The 24,229-nt window shown below is 71.2% G+C and carries 26 protein-coding genes; 12 read left to right on the top strand and 14 right to left on the bottom strand.

Annotated features, from left to right (window positions below):
* Positions 1–7: 7 nt before the first annotated feature.
* Complete coding sequence (locus ABH940_RS08645; RefSeq protein ID WP_370104987.1) at positions 8–799, bottom strand: hypothetical protein; 792 nt, start codon at positions 797–799, stop codon at positions 8–10.
* 117 nt (positions 800–916) lie between these two features.
* Between ABH940_RS08645 and ABH940_RS08640 the strand changes: the two genes are divergently transcribed.
* Positions 917–1,360 (top strand): hypothetical protein, encoded by a 444-nt coding sequence (locus tag ABH940_RS08640; RefSeq protein ID WP_370072244.1) that lies wholly within the window; start codon positions 917–919, stop codon positions 1,358–1,360.
* A gap of 197 nt (positions 1,361–1,557) precedes the next feature.
* Positions 1,558–1,977 (top strand): VOC family protein, encoded by a 420-nt coding sequence (locus tag ABH940_RS08635; RefSeq protein ID WP_370072245.1) that lies wholly within the window; start codon positions 1,558–1,560, stop codon positions 1,975–1,977.
* Positions 1,978–2,178: 201 nt separating this feature from the next.
* Here the strand turns inward: ABH940_RS08635 and ABH940_RS08630 are convergent, their stop codons facing one another.
* Positions 2,179–3,039: a class I SAM-dependent methyltransferase gene (locus ABH940_RS08630; RefSeq protein ID WP_370072247.1), complete on the bottom strand. Its 861-nt coding sequence runs from the start codon at positions 3,037–3,039 to the stop codon at positions 2,179–2,181.
* A gap of 469 nt (positions 3,040–3,508) precedes the next feature.
* Here ABH940_RS08630 and ABH940_RS08625 point away from each other — a divergent pair, with 469 nt between their 5' ends.
* From ABH940_RS08625 to ABH940_RS08610, 4 genes are all read left to right on the top strand, one after another.
* Complete coding sequence (locus ABH940_RS08625) at positions 3,509–4,846, top strand: nucleobase:cation symporter-2 family protein (RefSeq protein WP_370104986.1); 1,338 nt, start codon at positions 3,509–3,511, stop codon at positions 4,844–4,846.
* Between the two features lie 122 nt (positions 4,847–4,968).
* Positions 4,969–5,514: a GNAT family N-acetyltransferase gene (locus ABH940_RS08620; RefSeq protein WP_370072248.1), complete on the top strand. Its 546-nt coding sequence runs from the start codon at positions 4,969–4,971 to the stop codon at positions 5,512–5,514.
* 190 nt (positions 5,515–5,704) lie between these two features.
* Positions 5,705–7,237: a helix-turn-helix domain-containing protein gene (locus tag ABH940_RS08615; RefSeq protein ID WP_370072249.1), complete on the top strand. Its 1,533-nt coding sequence runs from the start codon at positions 5,705–5,707 to the stop codon at positions 7,235–7,237.
* A gap of 49 nt (positions 7,238–7,286) precedes the next feature.
* Positions 7,287–7,838: a Uma2 family endonuclease gene (locus tag ABH940_RS08610; RefSeq protein WP_370104985.1), complete on the top strand. Its 552-nt coding sequence runs from the start codon at positions 7,287–7,289 to the stop codon at positions 7,836–7,838.
* Here ABH940_RS08610 and ABH940_RS08605 read toward each other — a convergent pair.
* The 6 genes from ABH940_RS08605 to ABH940_RS08580 form a co-directional block, all read right to left on the bottom strand.
* Positions 7,824–8,333 carry a DUF5990 family protein gene (locus ABH940_RS08605; RefSeq protein WP_370104984.1) on the bottom strand — a complete coding sequence of 170 codons (510 nt, stop codon included), beginning with the start codon at positions 8,331–8,333 and terminating at the stop codon, positions 7,824–7,826. The genes ABH940_RS08610 and ABH940_RS08605 overlap by 15 nt on opposite strands.
* Positions 8,330–9,082: an alpha/beta hydrolase gene (locus tag ABH940_RS08600; RefSeq protein ID WP_370104983.1), complete on the bottom strand. Its 753-nt coding sequence runs from the start codon at positions 9,080–9,082 to the stop codon at positions 8,330–8,332. Before ABH940_RS08600 ends, ABH940_RS08605 begins: the two co-directional genes overlap by 4 nt.
* A 17-nt stretch (positions 9,083–9,099) precedes the next feature.
* Positions 9,100–9,942, bottom strand: coding sequence for an ABC transporter permease (locus ABH940_RS08595; protein ID WP_370072253.1), 843 nt, complete (start codon positions 9,940–9,942; stop codon positions 9,100–9,102).
* On the bottom strand, positions 9,902–10,807 hold the full coding sequence (locus ABH940_RS08590) for an ABC transporter ATP-binding protein (protein WP_370104982.1): 906 nt from the start codon (positions 10,805–10,807) through the stop codon (positions 9,902–9,904). Before ABH940_RS08590 ends, ABH940_RS08595 begins: the two co-directional genes overlap by 41 nt.
* Positions 10,804–11,256 carry a MarR family winged helix-turn-helix transcriptional regulator gene (locus ABH940_RS08585; protein WP_370072255.1) on the bottom strand — a complete coding sequence of 151 codons (453 nt, stop codon included), beginning with the start codon at positions 11,254–11,256 and terminating at the stop codon, positions 10,804–10,806. Before ABH940_RS08585 ends, ABH940_RS08590 begins: the two co-directional genes overlap by 4 nt.
* A gap of 108 nt (positions 11,257–11,364) precedes the next feature.
* Positions 11,365–12,018, bottom strand: coding sequence for a LysE family translocator (locus ABH940_RS08580; RefSeq protein ID WP_370104981.1), 654 nt, complete (start codon positions 12,016–12,018; stop codon positions 11,365–11,367).
* A 116-nt stretch (positions 12,019–12,134) separates the two neighbouring features.
* Between ABH940_RS08580 and ABH940_RS08575 the strand changes: the two genes are divergently transcribed.
* Positions 12,135–13,544 carry a PLP-dependent aminotransferase family protein gene (locus ABH940_RS08575; protein WP_370072257.1) on the top strand — a complete coding sequence of 470 codons (1,410 nt, stop codon included), beginning with the start codon at positions 12,135–12,137 and terminating at the stop codon, positions 13,542–13,544.
* Between the two features lie 34 nt (positions 13,545–13,578).
* On the opposite strand, the gene ABH940_RS08570 is transcribed toward ABH940_RS08575, so the two are convergent.
* The 3 genes from ABH940_RS08570 to ABH940_RS08560 form a co-directional block, all read right to left on the bottom strand.
* On the bottom strand, positions 13,579–14,769 hold the full coding sequence (locus tag ABH940_RS08570) for a cation:proton antiporter (protein WP_370104980.1): 1,191 nt from the start codon (positions 14,767–14,769) through the stop codon (positions 13,579–13,581).
* A 101-nt stretch (positions 14,770–14,870) separates the two neighbouring features.
* Positions 14,871–15,263 carry a Zn-ribbon domain-containing OB-fold protein gene (locus tag ABH940_RS08565; RefSeq protein WP_370072259.1) on the bottom strand — a complete coding sequence of 131 codons (393 nt, stop codon included), beginning with the start codon at positions 15,261–15,263 and terminating at the stop codon, positions 14,871–14,873.
* 179 nt (positions 15,264–15,442) lie between these two features.
* Entirely contained in the window at positions 15,443–16,186 is a 744-nt protein-coding gene (locus tag ABH940_RS08560) for a TetR family transcriptional regulator (RefSeq protein ID WP_370104979.1), read from the bottom strand.
* A gap of 101 nt (positions 16,187–16,287) precedes the next feature.
* Between ABH940_RS08560 and ABH940_RS08555 the strand changes: the two genes are divergently transcribed.
* Positions 16,288–17,439: an acyl-CoA dehydrogenase family protein gene (locus tag ABH940_RS08555; protein WP_370072261.1), complete on the top strand. Its 1,152-nt coding sequence runs from the start codon at positions 16,288–16,290 to the stop codon at positions 17,437–17,439.
* Positions 17,440–17,924: 485 nt separating this feature from the next.
* Complete coding sequence (locus ABH940_RS08550; RefSeq protein ID WP_370064228.1) at positions 17,925–18,140, top strand: hypothetical protein; 216 nt, start codon at positions 17,925–17,927, stop codon at positions 18,138–18,140.
* 154 nt (positions 18,141–18,294) lie between these two features.
* Here ABH940_RS08550 and ABH940_RS08545 read toward each other — a convergent pair whose 3' ends face one another.
* Complete coding sequence (locus tag ABH940_RS08545; RefSeq protein WP_370104978.1) at positions 18,295–19,269, bottom strand: aldo/keto reductase; 975 nt, start codon at positions 19,267–19,269, stop codon at positions 18,295–18,297.
* Positions 19,270–19,332: 63 nt separating this feature from the next.
* Positions 19,333–20,067 (bottom strand): SDR family oxidoreductase, encoded by a 735-nt coding sequence (locus ABH940_RS08540; protein WP_370064224.1) that lies wholly within the window; start codon positions 20,065–20,067, stop codon positions 19,333–19,335.
* Between the two features lie 204 nt (positions 20,068–20,271).
* Here ABH940_RS08540 and ABH940_RS08535 point away from each other — a divergent pair, with 204 nt between their 5' ends.
* A complete protein-coding gene (locus ABH940_RS08535) occupies positions 20,272–21,180 on the top strand; it encodes a helix-turn-helix transcriptional regulator (RefSeq protein WP_370104977.1) in 909 nt (302 codons plus the stop codon).
* A gap of 113 nt (positions 21,181–21,293) precedes the next feature.
* Here ABH940_RS08535 and ABH940_RS08530 read toward each other — a convergent pair whose 3' ends face one another.
* A complete protein-coding gene (locus ABH940_RS08530; RefSeq protein ID WP_370104976.1) occupies positions 21,294–22,322 on the bottom strand; it encodes a helix-turn-helix transcriptional regulator in 1,029 nt (342 codons plus the stop codon).
* Between the two features lie 117 nt (positions 22,323–22,439).
* On the opposite strand from ABH940_RS08530, the gene ABH940_RS08525 reads away from it, so the two are divergent.
* Complete coding sequence (locus ABH940_RS08525) at positions 22,440–22,865, top strand: VOC family protein (protein WP_370104975.1); 426 nt, start codon at positions 22,440–22,442, stop codon at positions 22,863–22,865.
* A gap of 208 nt (positions 22,866–23,073) precedes the next feature.
* Positions 23,074–24,177, top strand: coding sequence for a winged helix DNA-binding domain-containing protein (locus ABH940_RS08520; RefSeq protein ID WP_370064216.1), 1,104 nt, complete (start codon positions 23,074–23,076; stop codon positions 24,175–24,177).
* Positions 24,178–24,229 lie beyond the last annotated feature (52 nt).

Raw genomic sequence — 24,229 nt, 5'->3', positions numbered from 1 at the left:
CGGGGTCTCAGTGCGCCATGGTGTCGGCCGTTCCGCCGCCGCTCGACGGGTGGAACTGGGCGTACAGCACGGTCGCGTCGTCGTGCCGCTTGCCGCGGAACGAGCCTTCTGCCAGGTCGAGTTCGTGCTTGCGGACCGCGTCGACGAGGTGGGACGGGCCGTCCGTGCCGAGGGCGTCGAGGAGCCCGGGCCAGGACCAGCCGAAGCGGTCGACCAGGCGGCCGATGCCGTCGGAGAGCGCGGCCACGTCGCGGACGCGGGAGAGGGAGTGGGAGGCGGTGAGCGCCTGCTCCGCCGCCTCGGGGCGGGCCGAGGCGACCCAGAAGCCGCCGGGTGCGTTGCGCAGTCGGCTCACCGACTCCCGGTCGTAGGCGGGCAGATGGTCGATCCGGTCGTCGGCGTGGACCTCGACGTGGCCGTCCACCGTGCGGACCACGATCGGGGAGTCGGCCAGCACCAGGCAGTCCAGGCGGTCCGCGTCCGCAGCGATCCGCAGCAGTGCCACGGTTGCTGACGGGCTGTCAGGATTTTCGAGATCGCACTGGGGATGCAGGTCCCGGGTACGCAGGATCGCCTGGCGCAGCACCTCCGGCAGCGGCTCGTCCGGATGTGACAGCAGGAACGCGGCCAGCTCCGCGCCCAGTCGCTGCACGAACCACGCCACGGAGTGGACGCAGCCGGTCGGCAGGCCGCTGGCGGTGGCTCCGTCCAGCACGAGCGCGAACTGTGGGCCGGCGATGACGAAGTCCTCGTTGGCGGCGGTGTCCGGACTCGGCTCGCAGGCGTAGCTGATCTGCACGGCGCTGGCGCTCCTTCGCGGTCTCTTCACGATCTTTGCTGGCTCTGCTCCCCGATCATGCCCTCTCCTCACGTGTCACGGCCCGCCGACACGGGCCGCAACTCTAGGCTGTGGTGCATGGACCGCGACGTCGAGCATGGACATGAGCACGGGCGCCCGCACGGCACGCCGGCCAGCACCGCAGACCCCGGTATCGGGCCGAAGCGTCTCGACCCGCCCGCAGCCGCCGCGTTGCTGCGTCTGGCGGCGCGGGTTGAACGCGACCTGCTGGGCGCCGGTCTGGAGGCCAAGCCCTACGAGGTGACGCCCTCGTCCAGGGCGGGGGCCGAAGTCGAGGTCGACGCGTTCGACGACGCGGTGGGCGGCGTGTGGCTGCACTGGCGGGTGCACCCGGACGTGGACGCGGAGACGCCGGAGGGCGGATCGGTCCGGATCGTCATGGCCGAGGCCCTGGTCCGCACACTCGCAGCCCTCGGGTACCGCAGCGAGCACGGGCAGGACAGCCTCCGGCCGTACGCGGTCCGCGTCCTGTCCGGGCCGGACGAGGACGTCGTCGGGTAGCGGGCTCGGACCCGGCTGGTAAGCCGTTGCCGGGACGGTGGGGCGTGTACTAACGTCGGCATCGTGACTGCCGGGTCGGCCTTGGGCCATGCACGAGATCGGCGCCCGGCCTCTGCGTGAGCGCGGGGCGGGCCCGTGGCCCGCCATGTCCTCTTCGTGATCCTGTCCCCGAACTTCGATCCGGAGAATACATTCTGATGACCGATCAACTCGCAAACACCGCCGCAAACGCCACCACCGCAGTACAGCTCAACCACACCGCCGTCCTCGCGAAGGACCGGCGGGTGTCCGCCGAGTTCCTGGCGGAGATCCTCGGCCTGACCGTTGGCGCGCCGTTCGGCCCGTTCCTGCCGATCGAGCTCGGCAACGGCGTCACGCTCGACTACTACGAGCTGCGCGACCAGCCCGTCCAGAGCCAGCACTACGCGTTCCTGGTGCCGGACGAGGAGTTCGACGGCATGATCGCCCGGCTGGAGGCGGCCCGGGTGACCTACTACGCCGATCCCTCCCACACCCAACCGGGCAAGCTCAGCGCCTACTTCGGCGGCCGCGGGGCCTACTTCGAGGACCCCGACGGCCACAACATGGAGATCCTGACCCGCCCCTACACCCGCTGAGTCAGGCGGGGCGACGACTCGCAGCCGCCGCACGCCGGGTCATCGGCGCCACGGACATGGCCACCCGGCGTGGCGGCGGCGTGCTCCTTGCTGCCGCCCGCCGTACGGGAGTCGGCCAGGGAAGGCGTCAAGGTCCAGCTCGTGGAGGGTTGAACTGCCCACGGTGGTCGAGGCGTTGTGCACCGGGCCCGTGCAGAGGGCCTAGCCGCGCTTCTCGGCGGTGACCAGGTAGTAGTCGAGGATGCCCCGCTCGTAGGCGGCCAGGAAGTTGCGCGGCCAGGTGCCCGGGTCCCACCAGCGCGAGAGCCAGCGGTCCCAGCCCGGCCAGACGTCACGACCGATCGAGGTGGCGCGCACGGCGGTGAGTCCGGCAGCGGTGGCGGCGTCGGTGAGGGCCGTGATCGGGCGCGCGATGTCCAGGCCGTTGGCGAAGGTGTCCAGCAGTCCGGCGAGTTCCTCAGGGCGGCCCGGGGCGTCGTCCGTGGTGAAGAAGCTGGCCACGGCCATGCGGCCGCCCGGCCGCAGCACCCGTGCGCTCTCCCTTGCGAACGCGGCGAGGTCCGGGAAGTGCTGGGCGGCCTCGACGCTGAGGACGGCGTCGAAACCGTCGTCCTCCAGCGGCATGCGCTCCGCCGCTCCCTGGACGAACCGCAGCCGCCCCGGTTCGTCCCGGAGCAGCTCGGCCTGCGCGGCGCGGGCGCGCGTCAGTTGGTCGGGGTGGATGTCCATGCCGGTGACCGACGCGCCGTCGTGCTCGCGCAGGGTCAGCGCGCAGCCCGTCCCGAGCCCGCAGCCCACCTCCAGGAGCGTCGGCTCCTTCGGAAGGGCGGCGGCGTCGAGGACGAGCCGGTAGAGGTCCTGCTGGCTGCGGATCCGGTCGGCCTCGGTGAGCGGGCGGTCGGGGTCGAGGTCGATGCCGTGCCAGAAGCCGAAGTTGATGAACCCTCCCGCGAAGATCGGAAGGCGGCCCAGGTCGACCGGGCCGTAGGTCTCGCTTACCGCCGGACGCATGGAGGGAGCGTCCTGCTGTGCGTCGGTGGCTGCGTCCGCTGCGTCTGTCATGAACACCGACTGTACGCCGGGCGCTGCTCAGCGTGGTGTAGGCGGTGGCGTGCGCCGTTGGAGGAAGCAATATTAAACAAAGTGTTGACGCAAGGTTCTTTGGAGGCTTAGCTAGGCGACAAGCAAAAGCAGCGAAGCCGATCGTGCCACCCACACCACGGTTTTTGCTGTGCGGGCACTGACTCACCGTCAGCCGCATTTCGGCCCGGCCCCTGCTGCCGAGTCCGTTTCGCACCACCATCATCGCACCGCGCCGCCCTTCCGCTCCTGTGTGCCGGAAGGCACGCCGAGCCTGGAGGGTGAATTCCGCATGCCCGCACAACCCCGGTCGCACGACCCACAGGCAGGGAGAAGTCCGGAAATCGAGCACTGTCCGGAAAACGGACAGAGTAAAGAAGACGGACGGACTCAGGAAAACAATTCTCACGACGCCGTCCACCCCGTCGACGAGAAGCTTTCCTTCCGGCGGATGGTGCCGGCCGCGTTGCAGCACATCGCGGCCATGTACGCCGGAGTCGTCGCCCCGCCGCTGATCGTCGGCCCGGCCTGCGGCCTGAACGCGCGGGACGAGACCTTCCTGATCGCGGCAAGCCTGCTGGTCGCGGGAGCGGCCACGCTGCTGCAGACGCTCGGCGTGAAGAACCTGGTCGGCAACCGCCTCCCGTTCGTCAACGCCGCGTCCTCGGCCGGGATCGGGCCGATGCTGGCGATCGCCGAGCAGAACCACGGCGACCATCGGCTGCCCAGCATCCTGGGCGCGGTCATGATCGCCGGCGCCTTCTGCCTGCTGGTCGGACCGTTCTTCGGACGGCTGATGCGGTTCTTCCCGCACCAGGTCATCGGCGTGGTGATCACGCTGATCGGTGTCACGCTGATGCCGGTTCCGGTGGAGTGGGCGCGCGGCGGCAGTGCCACCGTGCCCGGCTTCAACTCGCTGAGCAATCTGGGGCTGGCGGCGTTCACGCTGATCGTCATCGTCACCATGCAGCGGTTCTTCACCGGCTTCCTCAAGCAGATCGCGCTGCTGCTCGGCATGGTGATCGGCACGCTCGCCGCGATTCCGCTGGGCAAGGTGGACACCCACTCGTTCGCCACCGCCGCCACCTTCGCGGTGCCGACGCCGTTCCGCTTCGGGACGCCGGAGTTCCAGCCCGCGGCGATCGTCTCCATGATCATCGTGATGCTGGTCCTGATGACCGAGAGCTCGGCCGGCATGCTCGCCATCGGGGAGATCTGCGACCGCCCGGTCGACCGCGCCACCATCACCCGCGGGCTGCGCACCGACGGTGTGGCCACCTTCCTCGGCTCGATGTTCGGCTCCTGCGCGACCAGCGCGTTCGCGCAGAACGTCGGCGTGGTCTCACTGACGCGTGTGCGCAGCCGTTACGTGGTCGCCACGGCCGGGGCGGTGCTGGTCGCGCTGGGTGTGTTCCCCAAGCTGGGCGCTGCGGTCTCGCTGGTGCCGATGCCCGTGCTGGGCGGCGCGGGGATCGTGCTCTTCGGGACCATCGCGGTCAGCGGCATCCGCTCGCTGGTCAAGATCAACCTGGATGACGCGCCCAACATCGTCATCATCGCGGTCTCCCTGGCCATCGGGGTCATCCCGCTGGCCGCGCCGGACGTCTACGACGCGCATGGGCACCTGGTCACCCCGGGGATCTACCACGACTTCCCGTCCTGGGCGCAGACCATCCTCGGCAGCGGCATCAGCGCGGGCGCACTGACCGCCGTCGCGCTCAACCTGCTCTTCCACCACGTGGGCGCGCGCCGTCGGCGCAGCCCGGAACAGGCCGCCCTGCTGCAGTAGCTCGAGCCACGCTCGCACCTGCAGGGCATCCCCGCCGCCCGGCCTGACTCCCCTCCCCAGGCCGGGCGGCGCCCTTGTGCAAGAGGATGGACGCCGAGTGCCCGTTCTTGATCGAATACAGGATGACTTCGATCTGGATCGGTGAGCGGGTGCGGCTGCGCGGGATCGAGCCCGAGGACTGGGACGGCCTGATGCGCGTCGCCCAGGACGAGGAGGGGTTGGGGGACCTGATCCGCCCACCGGGCTCCGCCGAACATTTCCGCGGACGGGCGAAGGAGGAGGCGTCGACCGCCCCGGAGGCCGAGCGCTTCCCGCTCGCGATCCAGGCGGTCGGCACCGGAGAGCTGGTCGGTGTCGTCGGCGTGCACCAGGCCGACCCGAGAGCCGGATGGTTCGAATACGGCATCAGCGTCGGCGCGGCGCACCGACGGAAGGGCTACGCAGCGGAGGCCGTCGTGCTGCTGCTGCGCTTCATGTTCGGCGAGCGGCGCTACCACCGGTGCGAGGCACGGGTGTTCGCCCACAACGAGGCCTCCTTGGCGCTGCATCGCCGGCTCGGCTTCGTCGAGGAGGGGCACCTGCGGGACCGGGTGTTCCAGGGCGGACGGCACGGCGACCTCGTGGTGCTGGGCCTGCTCGCCGACGAGTTCACCGAACGGTTCGCCTAGCGGTTCACCGGGCGGTTCCCCTAGCGCTTCACCGACCGCGTCACCCGCCTGGCCGATCGCGTACGACCCTCAGCTGGTCGTGCACCAACCGTCATGGGTCACACTGGTGGCGACAGCTGACGCGGTACCCGACGACCCCAGTGTGAGGCGCGCGTGGTTGCTATCTCAGATCTGAGATAGTGTGACCCGCGTGACTGATGACTACCTCGTCCGTATCGGCAAGCTCATCCGTACCGCGCGCCAGCACAAGGGGTTGACCCAGGCGCAGCTGGCAGAAGCGCTGACCACCAGTCAGAGCGCGGTCGTGCGCATGGAGCGCGGCCAGCAGAATCTCAGTCTTGAGATGATTGCCCGGATCGGCGACGCCCTGGACAGTGAGATCGTCTCGCTCGGCTACGCCGGGCCGATGCACCTGCGGGTGACCGGCGGCCGTCGGCTGACCGGGTCCATCGACGTGCGCACCAGCAAGAACGCCGGAGTCGCACTGCTCTGCGCGTCACTGCTCACCACCGGCAAGACGACGCTGCGCCGGGTGGCCCGGATCGAGGAGATCTTCCGGATCCTGGAGGTGCTCACCAGCATCGGCGTCAAGGCCCGCTGGATCAACGACGGCACCGACCTGGAGCTGACCCCGCCGTCCCGGCTTGACCTGGACGCCATGGACGCGGACGCGGCCCGCCGTACCCGCAGCGCGCTGATGCTGCTCGGCCCGCTGATGCACCTGGAGTCGCACTTCAAGCTCCCCTACGCGGGCGGCTGCGACCTGGGCACCAGGACCGTTGGGCCGCACCTGGCCGCGCTGCGCCAGTTCGGCCTGCGGGTCAACGCCACCGACGGTCACTACCACGCCGACGTCGAGTCGGGCGTGGTGCCGACCCGTGCCATCGTGCTGACCGAGCGCGGGGACACCGTCACCGAGAACGTGCTGCTGGCGGCGGCCCGGCACCCCGGCGTCACGGTGATCCGCAACGCGAGCCCCAACTACATGGTCCAGGACCTCTGCTTCTACCTGGAGCGCCTCGGCGTCAAGGTCGAGGGCGTCGGCACCACGACGCTGACCGTGCACGGCGTCGAGCAGATCGACTGCGACGTCGACTACGCGCCCGCCGAGGACCCGGTCGAGGCGATGAGCCTGCTGGCGGCGGCCGTGGTGACCTCCTCCGAGCTGACGATCCGGCGGGTGCCGATCGAGTTCCTGGAGATCGAGCTCACCGTCCTGGAGGAGATGGGCCTCGACTACGACCGCGGCGACGAGTACCTGGCGCGCAACGGCCGCACCCGGCTGACCGACCTGACGGTCCGTCCGTCCAAGCTGACCGCTCCGGCGGACAAGATCCACCCGATGCCGTTCCCCGGCATCAACATCGACAACGTGCCGTTCTTCGCCGCGATCGCGGCGGTCGCGCACGGGGACACGCTGATCCACGACTGGGTCTACGACAACCGTGCCATCTACCTGACCGAGCTGGGCAGGCTCGGCGCGGACGTCAAGCTGCTGGACCCGCACCGGGTGCTGGTCCAGGGCCCGACCACGCGGTGGCGCGCGGCCGAGATGATGTGCCCGCCCGCGCTGCGGCCCGCGGTGGTCGTGCTGCTGGCGATGCTGGCGGCGGAGGGGACCTCGGTGCTGCGCAACGTCTATGTGATCAACCGCGGTTACGAGGACCTGGCGGACCGGCTCAACTCGATCGGCGCGCGGATCGAGACCTTCCGCGACATCTGAGGCGCGCCCTGGCTGGCTACGCTGGCCAGGGCACCCCGAAGGAGACACCGTGAGCTTCTACGAGCAGCACCGCGACTTGATCGAGGAAATCCAGCGCCTCGCACCGCCCGGCATGAAGGTCGAGTGGTCCGGAGACACCCTGATCATGCAGGCCCTGCCGAAGGGCATTCACCAGGGCAACCTTCGGAAGATCCGCGAGCAGTTCGACGCCAACCGCCCGGGTGACAGCGTCCCCAACGAAGGGGCCGAGCTGGTTTCCCCGAACGTCGGCAAGGGCCGAGTTCCTGACTTGACCTACCTGCCGGAGGAGACCGAGGAGAGTGAGGCCAACTCATTCCCCGCCTACATGGCGCTGATCGCCATCGAAATCGCCTCCCCCTCCAACTCCGGCAACGACTGGATGGACAAGCTCCACGACTACGCCGTGATGGGCATCCCGCTCTATCTGCTGGTCGACGCCAAGCAGAAGACGGTGACGCTGTTCTCTGAGCCCAACCAGTTGAAGTACCACGCTCGCGTCGACCACGCGTTCGGCGAGAAGATCCGTATCCCGGAGCCATTCGGCTTCGAGTTGGACCTGTCGCGGCTAGTCGCCTACTGACGGGTCGGCCGCCGTCCACGTGATCAGCGGTGGCACGATCCGGGCACAGGTCGGGTTGCCCTTGGGGTCGGTGAGGGGGAGGCGGCCGACCAGCGCGCCCCGGCGCAGCGCCTCGGACAGGACGTCGTCCGGGACGGCGCTCAGCATCAGCTTGGCGCGCCGGAACAGCTTCGGCGGCTGCGGGTCCGGCAGCCGTTCGACCCAGGAGAGGTAGACAAACCGTCCGCCGAGCCGGTTCTGGATGTAGGGGCCGGAGATCTCGCCCGTCGGCACGACCCTGCACGGCAGGGTCCAGGAGGCTGACGGTGCGTCACCCGGCTGCAGGTCGAGCAGCTCGGCCGGGCGGTCCCGGCGCTGGACGGCGACATGGACGTCGTGCGCGCCGGGGAAGACCGGGCCGGCGCCGTTCGAGCGGGCTGGGCACGAGCGGCCGGGCAGGGTGTGGCCCTCGATCCGGAGCTGGAGCGGCACGTGGGATGCGGGGGTGGTGCTCATCGCGTGCTTCCGGGGTTCGGGGACCAGAGCGGGAGGGCGAGGTCGAGGCCCTCGGGTTCGTCGCCCGACCGGGCCAGCGCCTTGACGACCGGGTCGGGCAGCGGCCAGTGGCCGAGCAGTCCGCCGACCGTGAGCGCGGTCAGCCGGTGCCAGGCGTTGGCGCGTCGCAGCATGGCGTGGTCGCTGCCGGGAATGACGCAGCGCGCCACCGACGCGCCCGCCGCACGGGCCCGCCGGGCGAGGTCGAGCGACTCGCCCGGCGGCGTGGTGCGGTCCACGTCGGAGTGGATGATGACGATCCGTCGGTCCGCCAGCTGCTCGACCGGCTCGCCGTGCGGGCACCAGGGCGCCAGCGCGACGATACCGGCGACCGACGGGTGTCCGCCGCCGCGCAGCGCCGCGCGTCCGCCCATGGAGTGGCCGAGCAGCACGACCGGCACGTCCGGGCCGATCTGCCGCGTCAGCTCGCCCAGCGCCGCCTCCGCGTCGACGGCGGCGTCCGCACGCGTGCCGTTCCAGCCTCGGTGCCGGTAGCGGACCTCGGCGACGCCGATCGTCTCGCCGAACGGCGCACGCCGCACCGCGCGTTCGAACGGGCGCAGCCGCTGGATGGGCGGGTTCAGCCACGACGGCGGACGCTCGTCGTGCTCCTCGCCGCCGTGCATGGCCAGCAGCACGGCGCCTGGTCGAGCCGGTCGTTCACGCCAGACGAGGGTCACCGAGGACTCCGCAACCTGTTGCAGGGGCATGGATAGCTGCCGTGAGCCTACTTCGCCAGGCGGCCCATCAGCATCGAGGCGGCGGTCACCCCCAGTGCGGTGGCCAGGGCCAGCACCCCGAAGTCCGTGGCGAGGTGGGACGGCGTGCCCAGCAGCAGGCCGCGCAGCGCGTCGACCTCGTAGCTGAGGGGGTTGGCCCGGCTGATCGGCTGCAGCCAGCCCGGCATCACCGAGACCGGGTAGAGCGCGTTGGAGCTGAAGAAGAGCGGCATGGTGATCGCCTGCCCGATGCCCATCAGCCGATCGCGGGTGCGGACGATCCCGGCGATGGTCATGGAGAGGCAGGAGAAGAAGGCCGACCCCAGGATGACCACGGCCGCGACGCCGATCAGCTTCAGCGGGTTCCAGGTCAGCGCCACGCCGAGGACCGCGGCGATCAGGATCACCACGACCGCCTGGACGACGGCCTTGACCCCGGCCGCGAAGGCCTTGCCGGTGACCAGCGCGGCCCGTGGGGTCGGCGTCACCAGCAGCTTGGTGAGCACGCCGGAGTCGCGCTCCCAGATGATCATGATGCCGTAGAAGATGGCGATGAACATCGCCGACTGGGCGATGATCCCCGGAGCCAGATAGTCCAGGTACGGGATGCCGCCGGTCGGGATGGCCCGGATGTGGGTGAAGGTCTCGCCGTAGATCAGCAGCCAGAGGGCCGGCTGCACGGCGCGGGTGTAGAGCTCGGACCGGTCGTGCCGCAGCTTCTGCAGCTCGACCGCGCACATGGCCAGCACCCGGGCGAGCACCAGCCGCCAGGCCCGCCGCGCGGGCGGCGGGGTGAGCAGCAGGCTGAGCTCAGCGGACGCGGTTCGCGGCGGCGCGGGTGCGACGGACATCCTTGAAGTTCCCTCCCTCGTCGGTACGTTCGCCGCCGACCAGGCCGGCGCCGGCATAGTGGCGGAACACGTCTTCCAGGCTCACCCGGTCCGGATCCACGCCGGTTTCGGCGGCCAGGTCGGCGCGGAGCCGCTCGGGCGTGCCCTCGGCGCGGATCGTGCCCTTGTGCATCAGGGCGATCCGGTCGCAGTGCTCGTTGGCCTCGTCCATGTAGTGCGTGGTGACCAGCACGGTCATGCCGGTCGCGGCACGGACCTGGGCGATGCACTCCCAGACGCTGGCGCGGGCCAGCGGGTCCAGGCCGATCGTCGGCTCGTCCAGGATCAGCAACTTCGGCGCGCTGACCAGGGCTTGGGCGAGTTCGAGGCGGCGGACCATGCCGCCGGAGTAGGTGGCGGCCAGCCGGTCGGCGACGTCCAGCAGGTCGACGGCGGACAGTGCCTCGGCGACGCGCGCGCGTCGCTCGGCGCGCGGGACGTCGAAGACCCGGGCGAACAGCTCGACGTTCTCCCGGCCCGTCAGACCGCCGTCGGCGGAGAGCTGTTGCGGGACGTAGCCGAGCATCCGGCGGACGCGCATCTTCTGGGTGGCGCAGTCGAGGCCGAAGACCTCGATCTTCCCGGCCGGAACCGGCAGCAGCGTGGTGATGGCGCGGATGGCGGTCGTCTTGCCCGCACCGTTCGGGCCGAGCAGGCCGAACGCCTCGCCTCGGCCGACCTGCAGGTCGATGTGGTCGACGGCCTTTGTCGGGCCGAAGGCGTAGTCGAGGCCGGTGCAGCGCAGGGCCGGTGGCAGGTCGGCTGCCGCCGGGTCGGGCGGGGGTATCGGCCCCTGCTCGGGAACGGTGGTCGCGGTCTCGGTCATGGCGCGCTCTCCTCACGCAGTCCCTCGGCCAGGCGGCGCAGCGCGGGCAGCGCCGCCGTGAGCGCCTGATGGTCCGAGTCGTCCAGGCGGCCCAGCTGTTCGGTCAGCACCGCGCCGCGCCGCGCGTCCCAGTCGGTCAGGCGGGCGACCGCCTGCGGCTCCGGGTGCAGCAGCGCCGCGCGCCCGTCCTGGGGGTCGGGCTCGCGGCGCAGCATGCCGGTCCTGACCAGCTGGTTGACGAGTGTGGACACCGAGTTGCCCGCGAGGAACAGCTCCTGGGCGGCCTCGCTGACCCGCAGGCCAGGACGCGCGACGACCAGGCGCAGCAGCTCGATCTGCGCTCCGCGCAGCCGGGGGTGCGGCGTCTCGGCCTGGAGCCTGCGCCGTACCTGCCGCTGGATCGCGGGCAGCAGCTCTGCCAGTTCGGCGATGGGATCTTCGGTGGTCACCCTTCAATTACCTCTCAGTGAGAGGCAAATGTCCAGAGGCTGGGGAGCCGAAGATCGCACGAGCGGATCGTAAGGGCGGATCGTAAGGGCGGAGCGGCGGTTGGGCGTCTACGCGACCGCTGCACCCGCGCGGTCGGCGGCGATGTGCAGGGCCAGTCCGGCCAGCGCTGTTCCCATCACATAGCGCTGGACGCGCAGCCAGGCCGGACGCCCGACGAAGAACGCCGCGATTGCCCCCGCGCCAAGCGCGATCAGGCCGTTGACGGTGATCGCGATGGCGATCTGGGTGAGGCCGAGCAGCAGACTCTGCTCAGGCACGTGGCCACGGGAGGGGTCGACGAACTGCGGGAGCAGCGAGATGTAGAGGATTGCCAGCTTGGGGTTGAGCAGGCAGGTCAGGAAGCCCATGGCGTAGAGGCGGCGCGGCGGGTCGGCGGGCAGCTCCTGGGGTGCGAAGACGGCGGTGCCGCCCGGGCGGACCGCGTTCCAGGCCAGCCAGAGCAGGTAGGCCGCGCCCGCCAACTTGATGGCGGTGTAGAGGAAAGGGACGACGGCGAAGACCGTGGCGATCCCGGCGGTGACGGCGGCGAGGTAGACGAAGAACGCGGTGCCGACCCCTGCCAGTGAGATCAGCGCGGCACGGCGGCCCTGGGTGATCGAGCGGGAGACCAGGTAGATCATGTTCGGCCCGGGCGTGAGCACCAGGCCCAGGGTTACTGCGGCGATGCCGAGTTCGGCGTGCAAGCTGACGACTGCGTCCATGGCCCGAGGCTAGGCTGGGGCGGAGGCTCGGTGCAATAATTATCCTGCCCTCGGTGCAATCGTCGCTGATTGACGCGTGAGCCCGAGTGACCGGCAAAGGGGGGAGGGAGAGCCGCATGACGGACGCGGGACCGGGCGACGACTACCGGCTGATCGCCGACGAGTTCGCCGCCGCCATCGCGGACGGACGCCTGCGCGCCGGGGACCGGCTGCCGCCGCAGCGGACCTTCGCCCGGCGGCGCGGCATCGCCGCCTCGACGGCCGGGCGCGTCTACGCGGAGCTGGTCCGGCGCGGCCTGGTGGTCGGCGAGGTCGGACGCGGCACCTACGTGCGTGCGGCTCCTGCGGTGCCGGGCGCGGGCCTGCCGCTCGGCGAGCCGTCCCGGGCCCGGGTCGACCTGGAGCTCAACTACCCCGTCGTGCCGGAGCAGTCCGCGCTGCTGGCGGAGGGGCTGACCCCGTTGCTCCGCGCCGACGCGCTGGACGCGGCGCTGCGTCCGACCCGCGCCGCCGGTACGGCCGCCGCGCGGGAGTCCTTCGCCGCGCTGCTGGGCGCGGGCGCGGGCGCGGGTTTGGGCACGGGCGGGAGCGACGGTCGGAGCACGGGCGCGGGTTGGCGGCCGGATCCGGAGTCGCTGCTCTTTGCGGGCGGCGGGCGGCAGGCGATCTCGGCGGTGCTCTCCGCGCTGGTGGCGCCGGGCCAGCGGCTCGGCGTCGAGGCGCAGACGTATCCGCTGGTCAAAGCCATCGCGCAGCGCCTCGGCATCGTGCTGGTGCCGCTGGCGATGGACGAGCACGGCGTCCTGCCGGAGGCGCTGGCCGCTGCCCACCGCTCGTCGCCGCTGCGCGCGGTCTACCTCCAGCCGCGCGTGCAGAACCCGCTCGGCGTCACCATGCCGGACGAGCGACGGGCGTGCCTGGCAGGGGAGTTGGACCGGCTCGACCTGTATGCCGTGGAGGACGGGATCTGGTCCTTCCTCCAGCCCGACGTCCCGCCGCTGGCCGCACTCGCACCCGAGCGGGTGGTGCTCGTCGACAGCCTCTCCAAGCGCCTGGCCCCGGGCCTGAGCACCGGCTTCGCCGTCGTGCCGGACGCGTTGCGCCCGTCGGTGGCGACCGCGCTCCGCTCCGGCGGCTGGATGCCGAGCGGCTTCGCCCTGGACGCGGCGGTCCGCTGGATCGGCGACGGCACTCTCGCCCGCATCGCCGAACTCAAGCGGGCGGACGCGACGGCACGTCAACTGCTGGCGCGTGAACGCCTCGTCGGGCAGACGCTGCGCGCGCATCCGTGCTCGTACTTCTGCTGGTGGGAGCTGCCGGCGCCGTGGCGGGCCGAGACCTTTGTCGCGGCGGCGGCCCGCGAGGGCATCGGCATCACGCCCGCGGCGGCCTACGTCGCGGGCAACCGCGCGGCTCCGGCGGCAGTCCGGATCGGCCTCGCGTCGCCCCCGCCTCCGGTGCTGACACAGGCGCTGGACACGCTGCTCCGCATCGCCCACAGCACGCCGGAGGAGTACGCGGACTGACGGACTGACGGACTACGCAGAGGCTGACCAACCGTCAGGCCTGGGCGGGCGCGCTCGGCTTGCCGCCCGAGCCGCCCTTGCCATCCTCGCCGCCCGAGCCGCCCGCGTTGCGTGCGGCGAGGGCGCCGGCGGCGGTCGCTGCGCCGATGCAGACCACCGCGCCGAGCAGCAGGGCGGCGGCCTCGCCGGGCGCCAACAGGTGGAGTTGGGTGCCGAGCGTCGCCGCCGCGACCGGAACTCCCAGCTGGGCTGCGGCCAGAACGCCGTAGGAGACCGGCTGTCCGCTGACGCGCATCAGCCCGTGGGCGACCACGGCGGAGACGCCCAGCAGCACGCCGAGCAGGATCGCCGACGGATGGTCGACCAGCTGGCTCAGGTCCAGGGAGGCCCCGAGCCAGACGAAGAACAGCGGCCCGAGGAAACCCTCCGAGAGCGCGAACAACTGCTTGGCCAGCCGCCGGGGTTCGCCGACCCCTGCGACGGCGAGGCCGAAGGAGAACCCGGCCAGCATGATCGACACATGCGTCCCGGTGGCGAGTGCCGCCAGTGCGAACAGGATTGCCAGGCTGATCCGCAGCTCCAGGGCGAACTTGCGGTGCTGGGACAGCCGGTGGATCCGCCGCCGCAGGCCCGAGCGCTCGCTCTGACGCAGTACCAGGAACACCACCACCGCGCAGGCCAGCACCGCCGCCGCGCCGACCGCCGCACGTGCCGCGTGCGCGGGGTCGACGGCCAGCGGCAGCGCGACGATGCAGAGCGTGTCCGCGATCGCGACCTGCGGCAGCAGCTCCAGCACGGGTGGGCCGCCGAGCCGTAGCGAGTCGATGATCGGCAGGATCAGCGCCGCCGACGACGACGCGATCAGCACCGCGTACATCGCGGTGTGCCCGGTGTGGAAGCCGCGCGAGAGCGCGAAGGCCGGGCCGACCGCGATCGCCCCGATGGCAGCGGCCCGCAGGAAGCCCTTGCCCAGACCGCTGCGCAGCGCCCTGTCCCGGACCGGGACGTGCGCCCCGGCCACGAACATGATCAGCGCGAAGCCGATGTCGGCGAGGAAGGTGAAGGTCTGGTTGTTCGCGTCCAGGTAGCCGACGAAGGTGGGCCCGAGCAGCACCCCGGCGACCAACTCGCCCAGCACCGCCGGGAGCCGCCACTGCGTCGGCAGCGCCAGCAGCGGGCCGAGCAGCGCGACCGCCGAGATCACCGCCAGGGTCGTGAAACTCACGTCGTGTCAGCCTCCGCCGGTGAGCGCGTCGACAAGCGCCTTGGAGCGCCTTGGAGCGCTCGATGAGTGAGGAGCTTAACCGGGGCGGACGCAGACGCTCGTCAGGCGCAGGCGCGGAAGACCGGCAGCTGTCCGCCGTCGGCGGGACCGGCGAGGCGGACCCTGGTGCCCTCGGGCACGGTGCCGGGCAATGCGTCGTCCAGGGAGGCCTGGACGGTGAAGCCCTCGTCGAGGACGACCAGGCAGTGCGTCTCGTAGTCGCCGAACTGGCGGTGACGCGGCGTCAGTACCCGGTGCACGGTGCCGGTTCCGGCGCTGGCGCGCTCCATCAGCTCCGAGCAGCCGCAGATCGGGCAGAGCAGCGCGGCCCGACCGGTGGCCGAGCCGCACCACGGGCAGCGGTGGTAGCGCAGCTCCGGCTCGTCGCACGGCAGGTCGGCGACGGCGGTGCTGCCGATGGCAGGAACGGACGGCAGGGTCAGGGTCGAGGGCATGGGGGCTCCAGCGAACGGTGAGGGGAGGACGTTCAGCGGCTGATGCCACGCTGACTGTATGGCACTGAGTGCCTCCCGTAAAGGCACTCAGTGCCCTCGCCTGTTCGCGGGGTCTCCGGAACCCGGTTCCCCGATTCCCCCGGTTCCCCGGTCCCCGGAACTCCGGACCCCCGCCGCTGTCAGCTGCCGCCGAGCGCGCCCTCCACGTCGCGGACCACCCGCCACAGCGGCGTGCCCTTGCGGGCCAGCAGCACCACGACCTCCTCGTCCGGCCGCTCGCCGTCGACGCCGTCCGTGCCACCGCCGCCGTGCGGCCCCGCGGAGTCGGAGAAGGCGCGCACGACGTAGCCGAGCGCCTCGTCCATCGCCGCCTGCACGTCGCCCTCGCCACCCGCGCGCAGCCAGGTGCGCAGGGCGTGGTTGTGCGCGGCGACCACGGCCGCCGCCACGACGTCCGCGCGCAGCGCGCCGTCGGCACGGCCCGCGCCGCGCTCGCGCAGGTGCTCGGCGAGCGCGAGCTCGTAGCGCCACACGACGGAGAGTTCGTGCGCGCGCAGCCCGGGAACCTCGCGGGTCAGCCGGTAGCGCTGCACCGAGAAGAGCGGGTCGGCCGCGTACATCTGCAGCACCAGCCGGGCCGCCTCGCAGACCTGCTGCACCGGGTCGCCGTCGGCGGGCGCGTCGCGCAGGTACTCGGTCATCTCGACCAGGCAGCCCTCGTGGTCGGGGAAGACCACGTCCTCCTTGCTGGGGAAGTAGCGGAAGAACGAGCGTCGGCCGACGCCCGCGAGGGCGACGATGTCGTCGATGGTGGTCTGCTCGAAGCCCCGGTCGAGAAAGAGCTGGAAGGCGGCCTTGATCAGCGACTCCCGCATGGTCGGGGCCGGTTTGGTCGCGTCTGCTCCCGCTGCTGCTGCACCCATGTGCAGAACGTAACACTGGAACCCGGCACTCAGCTCCCCATGGGGGGTACTGAGTGTGCATAATCGAGGGTACTGAGTGCCATCACTTCTCGGGAGCCACCGTGAGCGCAGAGTTCGACCTGTACCAGATCTCCGAAGAGCACCAGATGCTCCGGGAGACGGTCCGGTCCCTGGCCGAGGCCAAGATCGCCCCGTTCGCGGCGGACGTCGACGAGGAGGGCCGCTTCCCGCAGGAGGCGCTCGACGCGCTCACCGCGGCCGAGCTGCACGCGGTGCACGTCCCGGAGGAGTTCGGCGGCGTCGGTGCCGACGCGCTGGCCACCGTCATCGTGATCGAGGAGGTGGCCCGCGTCTGCGCGTCCTCCTCGCTGATCCCGGCCGTCAACAAGCTCGGCTCGCTGCCGGTCGTCCTGTCGGGCTCCGAGGAGCTCAAGCGCAAGTACCTCTCGCCGCTGGCCGCGGGCGAGGGCATGTTCTCCTACTGCCTCTCCGAGCCGGACGCGGGCTCGGACGCCGCGGGCATGAAGACCCGCGCGGTGCGCGACGGTGACTTCTGGGTGCTCAACGGCGTCAAGCGCTGGATCACCAACGCGGGCGTGTCGGAGTTCTACACGGTCATGGCGGTGACCGACCCCGAGAAGCGCTCCAAGGGCATCTCCGCGTTCGTGGTCGAGAAGAGCGACAAGGGCGTCTCCTTCGGCGCGCCGGAGAAGAAGCTCGGCATCAAGGGTTCGCCGACCCGCGAGGTCTACTTCGACAACGTCCGCATCCCGGCCGACCGCATGATCGGCGCCGAGGGCACCGGCTTCGCCACCGCGATGAAGACCCTCGACCACACCCGCATCACCATCGCCGCCCAGGCCCTCGGCATCGCCCAGGGCGCGCTGGACTACGCCAAGGGCTACGTGCATGAGCGCAAGCAGTTCGGCAAGGCGATCGCCGAGTTCCAGGGCGTCCAGTTCATGCTCGCCGACATGGCGATGAAGCTGGAGGCGGCCCGTCAGCTCACCTACGCGGCGGCGGCCAAGTCCCAGCGCGTCGACGCCGACCTGACCTTCTTCGGCGCGGCGGCCAAGTGCTTCGCCTCCGACGCCGCGATGGAGATCACCACCGACGCGGTCCAGCTCCTCGGCGGCTACGGCTACACCCGCGACTACCCGCTGGAGCGCATGATGCGCGACGCGAAGATCACCCAGATCTACGAGGGCACCAACCAGGTCCAGCGCATCGTCATGGCGCGCAACCTGCCGTAAGGCGTTTTTGCAGGTCAGAGCGGTCGAGGGGCACTCATCGAGGGTGCCCCTCGGCGTTGCTGTTCTTTGCCGCTGGAGACCCTCGTTTGTCGATGCCATCCTGGCCAAATCCTGGCCTCAAGACGGTGGGCAGGACCGACAGAATGCCGGCTCCAGGTGCCTGTGCGGCATCCCCGCCGCGAATATGCGTCGCAGCGCGCTGGACGGGTCGCTGGGTCGTGCTGTGGAGCCCGACGGCCCCTGAGCCGCCGTCTCCGAACGAGGGCGACGGGCACGCCCCTCCCGAAGCACGGGATCCCGTCCGAGAAGAGGACGGCGGATACCCCGGGCGGGAATGCACAGGGGGCGCGCGGTTGCAGATCCCTGAGCGATGCGTGCTTCAGGGTTGAGGGCGCGGATTGGTTCCGGGGTGAAAGGCCGGGTACGCCCAGGGCTGTGGGTCGCCGGCCGGGCGGCTGCCGGAGCATTGTGCGTAGGGAGTCGAGATGAGCGGAATGAACGAGCTGGAGCCGGTCGCCACGTTCTGCGGCAACTGCGACTGCGGCTGCCCGCAGCTGTTCGTGGATGCCGCTGCCTCTGCGGAGCGACGGATCGTTCTGACCGACGACTTCGGCCAGAGGATCCAGATGAGCGCCGACCAGTTCGCCTCCCTGATCGGGGACGCGAAGGCCGGCCGCCTCGACACAGTCGCGGACGCCTGACAGGTGCGACCGATCGGGTCTCGACGTCCGATCGTTGGCGTTGAATCTGGCTGCTCGTCGTTTCGTCGCACGCCACCCCTGAGTCCGGCGGCTCATACCCACACGGGGTGACCACCGTGTGAGTTGCCGGGGGTGGGTGAAGAGGTCGCTCTTATCAGCGCTCCATCATCCGCATGCCGGCCTCGTTGTGGGTGTCGCCGGCGGCCGGGGGCAGGCTGCTCAGCGCGGTGAGCTGGTCGTCGGTGAGGCGGACGGCGTCGGCGCCGGCGTTCTCCTCGACCCGGGCGACGCGGCGGGTGCCGGGGATGGGCGCGATGTCGTCGCCCTGGGCGAGTAGCCAGGCGAGGGCGACCTGTGCCGGGGTGGCGCCGATCTCGGCTGCGACGGCGGCGACCTGGTCGGCCAGGCGCAGGTTGTGCTGGAAGTTCTCGCCGGTGAACCGCGGGTTGTCGGCGCGGAAGTCGTTGGGGTCGAACTGCCCGGTGGAGCGGATCGTGCCGGTCAGGAAGCCGCGCCCGAGCGGCGAGAAGGGCACGAAGCCGATGTTCAACTCCCGCAGCACGGGCAGGACGTGGGCCTCGGGGTCGCGGGTGAACAGCGAGTACTCGGACTGTACTGCGGTGATCGGGTGGACGGCGTGGGCGCGGCGGATGGTCTCGGGACCGGCTTCCGAGAGGCCGATGTGCTGGATCTTGCCCTCGGCGACCAGCTCGGCCAGGGCCCCGACAGTCTCCTCGATGGGCGTGCCCGGGTCGACGCGGTGCTGGTAGTACAGGTCGATGCGGTCGGTGCCCAGGCGGGCGAGGGAGCCTTCGACGGCGGCGCGGATGTTGGCCGGGCTGCTGTCGGTGGCACCGGGGCGGCCGCTGTGGGAGACGAGGCCGAACTTGGTGGCGAGTACCGCCTGGTCGCGGCGGCCCTTGAGGGCGCGGCCGACGAGTTCCTCGTTGGTGTAGGGGCCGTAGACCTCAGCGGTGTCGATGAGGGTGACGCCCAGGTCCAGGGCGCGGTGGATGGTGCGGACGGACTGGTCGTCGTCGGTACCGGCGCCGGTGTAGCCGTGGGACATGCCCATGGCTCCCAGGCCGATGCGGGATACGTCCAGGTCGCGCAGGTCGATGTGCTTCACGGGAAATCCTGTTCGTTCGCTGCGGGTGCGTACTTCGCTCGGCGCGAGGGGGTGGTGATCAGGTCAGAGTGCCTGGCCGGCGGGGCGGAGCAGGATCTCGTGGATGGCCAGGTGCCGGGGGCGCTGGAGGGCGAAGGTGATGACCTCGGCCACGTCCTCGGCGGTGACCTCGGCGACGTCGTAGAGCTGCTTGGCGCCCTGCCGGGTCGCTTCGTGGGTGATGTGGGTGGGCAGCTCGGTGGCGACGACGCCGGGCTCGATCACGGTGACGCGGACGTCGGGCAGCAGCTCCTTGCGCAGCGACTCCGACCAGCCGTTGATGCCGAACTTGGTCGCCGCGTACACGCCGCTGCCGACGTTCGCGACCCGGCCGGCGACGGAGGAGATGTTGATCAGGTCGCCGCCGCCGTCCTTGAGCTGGTCGAGGAACACCTCGGTGGCCGTGATCGCCCCGAGCAGGTTGACCTCGATCATCTTGCGGTAGTCGTCGCGCTGCTCGGCGGAGAACGGCCCGAGCAGCATGACCCCGGCGTTGTTCACCAGCACGTCCGTGCCGCCGAACTCCTGCTTCACCCGGTCGGCCGCGGCGACAAGAGCCTCGCGGTCGGTGACGTCGGCGGAGATGGCGATCGCACCGTCGCCGAGCTCGTCGGCGAGGGCCTTGATGCGGTCCGTGCGGCGGGCGAGAAGCGCGACCCGGTAGCCCGCTGCGTGCAGGGACCGGGCGGTCGCGGCGCCGATCCCGGAGGAGGCTCCCGTGATGACGGCGACGCGTCCCTGCTTCTGGTCCTGGCTCATCGTGTTCCCTGTCCTTCATGGTGACGTTACGTGGCCGGACGCCGTGTGGTGACTGGCGTGGTGGCCGGCGCTCGGCGGTCCGAAGGGTCCGGATCGCCCTGATGCAGCCATTGCAGCACCGGCCCGGAGAGGGCGCGAGGGACGGCTTATACGTGTACTGGCAGTCACTCCTACAGATCCTGGACCAGCCGTACCGTGGACGACATGGACAACCAGGCCGAGGTGCGGGACTTCCTGCGCACACGACGCGACCGGATCACCCCCGAGCAGGCGGGGATCATCGCGGGCGGCCGTCGCCGCCTGCCCGGCCTGCGCCGCGAGGAAGTTGCCATGCTCGCGGGGATGAGCAGCGACTACTACGCGAAGATGGAACGCGGAAACCTCTCCGGCGTCTCGCCCGAAGTGCTCGACGCCCTTGCCCGGGCGCTTCGTCTGGATGACGCGGAGACGGAGCACCTGCACGACCTCGCCCGGGCCGCGAACCCCTCACCGAGCCGCCGCCGCTCCCGCCCCGCACAATCGACGATCCGTCCCTCGCTCCAGCGCTTCCTCGACGCGATCACCGGGGCACCCGCGTGGATCGTCGACCAGCGGGCCGACATCCTGGCCACCAACCCGCTCGCCCGGGCCCTGCTCGCCCCGCTGCTCGAGGACCCGGACGCCCGGAACAACAGCGCGCGCTTCATCTTCCTCAGCCCCGCCGCGCGCACCTTCTACCCGCAATGGGAGCGCGCCGCGGACGCCTCCGCCGCGAACCTGCGCACAGCCGCAGGACGAAACCCGCGCGACAAGGCCCTGACCGACCTCATCGGGGAACTCGCGGCCCGCAGCGACGCCTTCAGCTCCCGCTGGACCGCCCACGACGTCCGCCTGCACCGCAGCGGGACCAAACACATCCACCATCCCGACGTCGGCGACCTCGAATTCGTCTACGAGGGTGTGGAACTGCCCGATCACCCCGGATGGATGATGTACGCCTACACGAGTGCGGCGGGATCCCCGACCGAGGAACGGGTCAAGCTCCTCGGCAGCCTCGCCGCCACACATGCCGACGTGCGGGCCACCACCCTCGCCCTTCAGCCGGGCGACCAGGACACCCTCACCGAGGGGTGAAGTACCGCCAGCGTCGGGAATGTCAGCGCCGCTGGAACTGCTCGGCGTGCGCGGCGATCCACTGCTGAAAGTCGAGTGTCAGCGGGGGCGATTCCCCGCGATTCTCACCACGTTCACGCGTCTGGAGCGGGCGTGGTGAGCGGAGTGGGGCTGCCGGTTGCGGCACTGGTGCAGCGGCGGGCCAACTGCGCGAAGGCGTCCTTGAGTTCGGTCGGCCCGATGACTTCGAAGTCGGCGTCGAACTTGCCGACGGTGGCGGCCAGGCCGGGCCATGACCACGAACCCAGCACGAGTCTGCAGCGGTCCGGGCCGAGTTCCTCGACGACTCCGTCGCGGATGTAAGGGGAAACGGCGGTGGCGGGGAGGTGGAGGATCACCTCGCCGCGACAGGGCCAGTCGCCGGAGCCGTCGGAGCCGTGGAACCTGCTGGTGACGAAGGTGGCCACGTCACCTCCGGGCAGGTCCCTGGGGGTGAAGCGGGGGCCGGTGGGGGTGCGCGGGGTGATCCGGTCGGCGCGGAAGGTGCGCCAGTCCTCACGGTCGAGGTCCCAGGCGACCAGGTACCAGCGCCCGCCCCAGGTGACGAGGTGGTGGGGCTGGACCCGGCGCGGCGGGGGTGCGGCGGGTGCGTCGTCGCCGGTTCCCTGCGGGGGAGTTGGGGTGTAGTCGAAGCGCAGTACGTCGCGAGCGTGGACGGCGGCGCTGAGCGTCATGAGCACGCTGCCGTCGACCTGGGGGTTCGGCCGGTTCGCGGGCCGCTCGACGGCGGTGACCTGGAGGGTCTCGATGCGGTGGCGCAGCCGGGCGGGCATGACCTGGCGGACGGTGGTCAGGGCGCGCGCCGCGGCTTCCTCGATGCCGGCGCCGGTGGTGGTGGCGGTTTGGAGCGCGACGGCGAGGGCGACGGCCTGGTCGTCGTCGAACAGCAGCGGGGGCAGTTCCGTGCCGGCGCCGAGCCGGTAGCCGCCGTCGGGGCCTTTGCTGGCCACGATGGGATAGCCGAGTTCGCGCAGGCGGTCGACGTCACGGCGCACGGTGCGCGGGCTGATGTCCAGCCGCTCGGCCAGGAGCGCCCCGGGCCAGTCCCGGCGTGCCTGGAGCAGCGAGAGCAGCGACAGCAGGCGCGCGGAGGTCTTCTGCATGGTCCCCCATACTGCCGCGAGAAGCGGCCACAGCCTGTCCGCTTCACCTGTGAGTGTGGTCAGTGGCGCGGGACGCAGGACCGCCCGTACGAGGAATCGAGCGACAAGGAGTCGATCATGTCCGTCGATGCTGTGACCCACCTGAACTTCCGGGGTGACGCCCGCGCGGCACTCGCGTTCTACCAGTCCGTGTTCGGAGGGGACCTGGCCGTGGTCACCTACAAGGAGGCCGGAGCCGTCCAGGACCCTGGCGAGGCGGACCAGGTGATGTGGGGTCAGGTGGTCGCGGGGAGCGGCTTTCGGGTGATGGCCTACGACGTGCCCTCGCGCCTGCCGTGGAACCGGGGCGAGAACGCGTTCTTCGTCTCGCTCCGCGGCGCGGCGGCCGACGAGGTCACCGCGTACTGGGAGAAGCTCCGCGACGGCGCGACCGTCCTGCAACCGCTGGAGCCGGCGCAGTGGGCGCTCCTCTACGGAATGCTGACGGATCGTTTCGGCGTCACCTGGGTCGTGGACGTCGTCGGCGAGTACCACGCGTCCTGACCTACGGGGTCCGGGGCGGCGGCCACCCGCCCCGGACCCCGCCCGGCGCAGGCGATTCGACAACGACCAGGAGGTACCAGTGCGGATGAGCGAGCCGGAGCGGAACGGAGTCCAGGCCGACCCGCTGCCCGGGTTCCCCGGTGTCCGGCCGGGTGGACGACCGACTACTCCGGTCCCGGGCCGGGGAGTTCGCCGCAGCAGGTCCTCGATGACCGTTCTGGACACCCGGGCGCTCAACCGCGCGACGCTGGCCCGGCAGTTGCTGCTCGACCGGGCCGACCTGCCAGCCCACGACGCCGTCGCGCACCTGTGCGGTCTGCAGGCACAGGAACCGCAGGAGCCGTTCGTCGGGCTCTGGTCGCGGCTGCGCGCCTTCGACCAGGCGGTCCTCTCGGACCTGCTGACCGGCAGGCACGTGGTGCGGACGCACCTCATGCGCCGCACCGTCCACCTCGTCACCGCCGCGGACGCCCTGGCCTGGCGGGCCCGTCACGACACCATGCTGCGTCTACGGGTCCTCGGCACCTACCGCCGCGAACTGTACGGGGTGGACCTGGACGAACTGGCCGCGGCAGGGCGGGCGTTGATGGCCGACGGCGAGCCCCGTTCGATGCCCGAGCTCGCGCGGGCGCTCGCCGTGCGCTGGCCCGCGCCCGGACCGCGGGCACTGGGGGAGATGCTGGTCGCCGCCCTCGTCCCGATGGCGCAGTTGCCGCCGCGCGGGCTCTGGCGCACGCGGGCGGGAGTGCGCAACGTCCTGCTCTCCTCCTGGCTCGATCGCGAGATCGACCCGCCGACGGCTGCGGGCGGCGCCGATCCCGTGGGCCAAGTGCTGGTTCGCCGCTACCTGGCCGCGTTCGGCCCCGCCGCCTCGGCCGACCTGCGCGCCTGGTGCGGTCTGGCCGGACTGCCCACCGCGGTCTCCGCGTTGCGCGAGGAACTGGTCGCCTTCCGCGACGAGCGGGGCAGAGAACTGCTCGACCTGCCCGACGCCCCGCGCCCCGACCCCGACACACCCGCCCCGGTGCGCTTCCTTCCCGCGTTCGACAACGCGATCCTCGGCTACCACGACCGCAACCGGATCATCGACGACGCCCACCGCGGCCTGTCCGTCGCCGCGGAGCGCATGGTGCTGGTCGACGGCCGGGTCGCCGCGACCTGGAACGTCGAAGCGGACACCGTGATCGTCACGCCGCTGCGCCGCCTGTCCCGGGCCGACCGCGCCGACGTGGCTGAACAAGGGTGTGAGCTGGCGGGATTCCTCTCCGACGGCGCGAGCCACCGCGCCCGGATTGCCGCGTCTTCCTGCTGAGCGACACGTCCGGCCGACGGTGTACGGGCCCGACGGACGGGTAGGGGCTGCC

This window comes from Streptacidiphilus sp. BW17 (assembly GCF_041262485.1).
Classification (GTDB): domain Bacteria; phylum Actinomycetota; class Actinomycetes; order Streptomycetales; family Streptomycetaceae; genus Streptacidiphilus.
This window is presented reverse-complemented; position numbering and strand designations above follow the sequence as displayed.

What these genes read in the sequence shown, in the direction of transcription:
- ABH940_RS08640 (WP_370072244.1), top strand. Translation starts at nt 917, where the DNA reads ATGGACCGCGACGTCGAGCATGGACATGAGCACGGGCGCCCGCACGGC.
- ABH940_RS08635 (WP_370072245.1), top strand. Translation starts at nt 1,558, where the DNA reads ATGACCGATCAACTCGCAAACACCGCCGCAAACGCCACCACCGCAGTA.
- ABH940_RS08630 (WP_370072247.1), bottom strand. Translation starts at nt 3,039, where the DNA reads ATGACAGACGCAGCGGACGCAGCCACCGACGCACAGCAGGACGCTCCC.
- ABH940_RS08625 (WP_370104986.1), top strand. Translation starts at nt 3,509, where the DNA reads ATGGTGCCGGCCGCGTTGCAGCACATCGCGGCCATGTACGCCGGAGTC.
- ABH940_RS08620 (WP_370072248.1), top strand. Translation starts at nt 4,969, where the DNA reads ATGACTTCGATCTGGATCGGTGAGCGGGTGCGGCTGCGCGGGATCGAG.
- ABH940_RS08605 (WP_370104984.1), bottom strand. Translation starts at nt 8,333, where the DNA reads ATGAGCACCACCCCCGCATCCCACGTGCCGCTCCAGCTCCGGATCGAG.
- ABH940_RS08600 (WP_370104983.1), bottom strand. Translation starts at nt 9,082, where the DNA reads ATGCCCCTGCAACAGGTTGCGGAGTCCTCGGTGACCCTCGTCTGGCGT.
- ABH940_RS08595 (WP_370072253.1), bottom strand. Translation starts at nt 9,942, where the DNA reads ATGTCCGTCGCACCCGCGCCGCCGCGAACCGCGTCCGCTGAGCTCAGC.
- ABH940_RS08590 (WP_370104982.1), bottom strand. Translation starts at nt 10,807, where the DNA reads ATGACCGAGACCGCGACCACCGTTCCCGAGCAGGGGCCGATACCCCCG.
- ABH940_RS08580 (WP_370104981.1), bottom strand. Translation starts at nt 12,018, where the DNA reads ATGGACGCAGTCGTCAGCTTGCACGCCGAACTCGGCATCGCCGCAGTA.
- ABH940_RS08575 (WP_370072257.1), top strand. Translation starts at nt 12,135, where the DNA reads ATGACGGACGCGGGACCGGGCGACGACTACCGGCTGATCGCCGACGAG.
- ABH940_RS08565 (WP_370072259.1), bottom strand. Translation starts at nt 15,263, where the DNA reads ATGCCCTCGACCCTGACCCTGCCGTCCGTTCCTGCCATCGGCAGCACC.
- ABH940_RS08560 (WP_370104979.1), bottom strand. Translation starts at nt 16,186, where the DNA reads ATGGGTGCAGCAGCAGCGGGAGCAGACGCGACCAAACCGGCCCCGACC.
- ABH940_RS08550 (WP_370064228.1), top strand. Translation starts at nt 17,925, where the DNA reads ATGAGCGGAATGAACGAGCTGGAGCCGGTCGCCACGTTCTGCGGCAAC.
- ABH940_RS08540 (WP_370064224.1), bottom strand. Translation starts at nt 20,067, where the DNA reads ATGAGCCAGGACCAGAAGCAGGGACGCGTCGCCGTCATCACGGGAGCC.
- ABH940_RS08535 (WP_370104977.1), top strand. Translation starts at nt 20,272, where the DNA reads ATGGACAACCAGGCCGAGGTGCGGGACTTCCTGCGCACACGACGCGAC.
- ABH940_RS08530 (WP_370104976.1), bottom strand. Translation starts at nt 22,322, where the DNA reads ATGCAGAAGACCTCCGCGCGCCTGCTGTCGCTGCTCTCGCTGCTCCAG.
- ABH940_RS08525 (WP_370104975.1), top strand. Translation starts at nt 22,440, where the DNA reads ATGTCCGTCGATGCTGTGACCCACCTGAACTTCCGGGGTGACGCCCGC.
- ABH940_RS08520 (WP_370064216.1), top strand. Translation starts at nt 23,074, where the DNA reads ATGACCGTTCTGGACACCCGGGCGCTCAACCGCGCGACGCTGGCCCGG.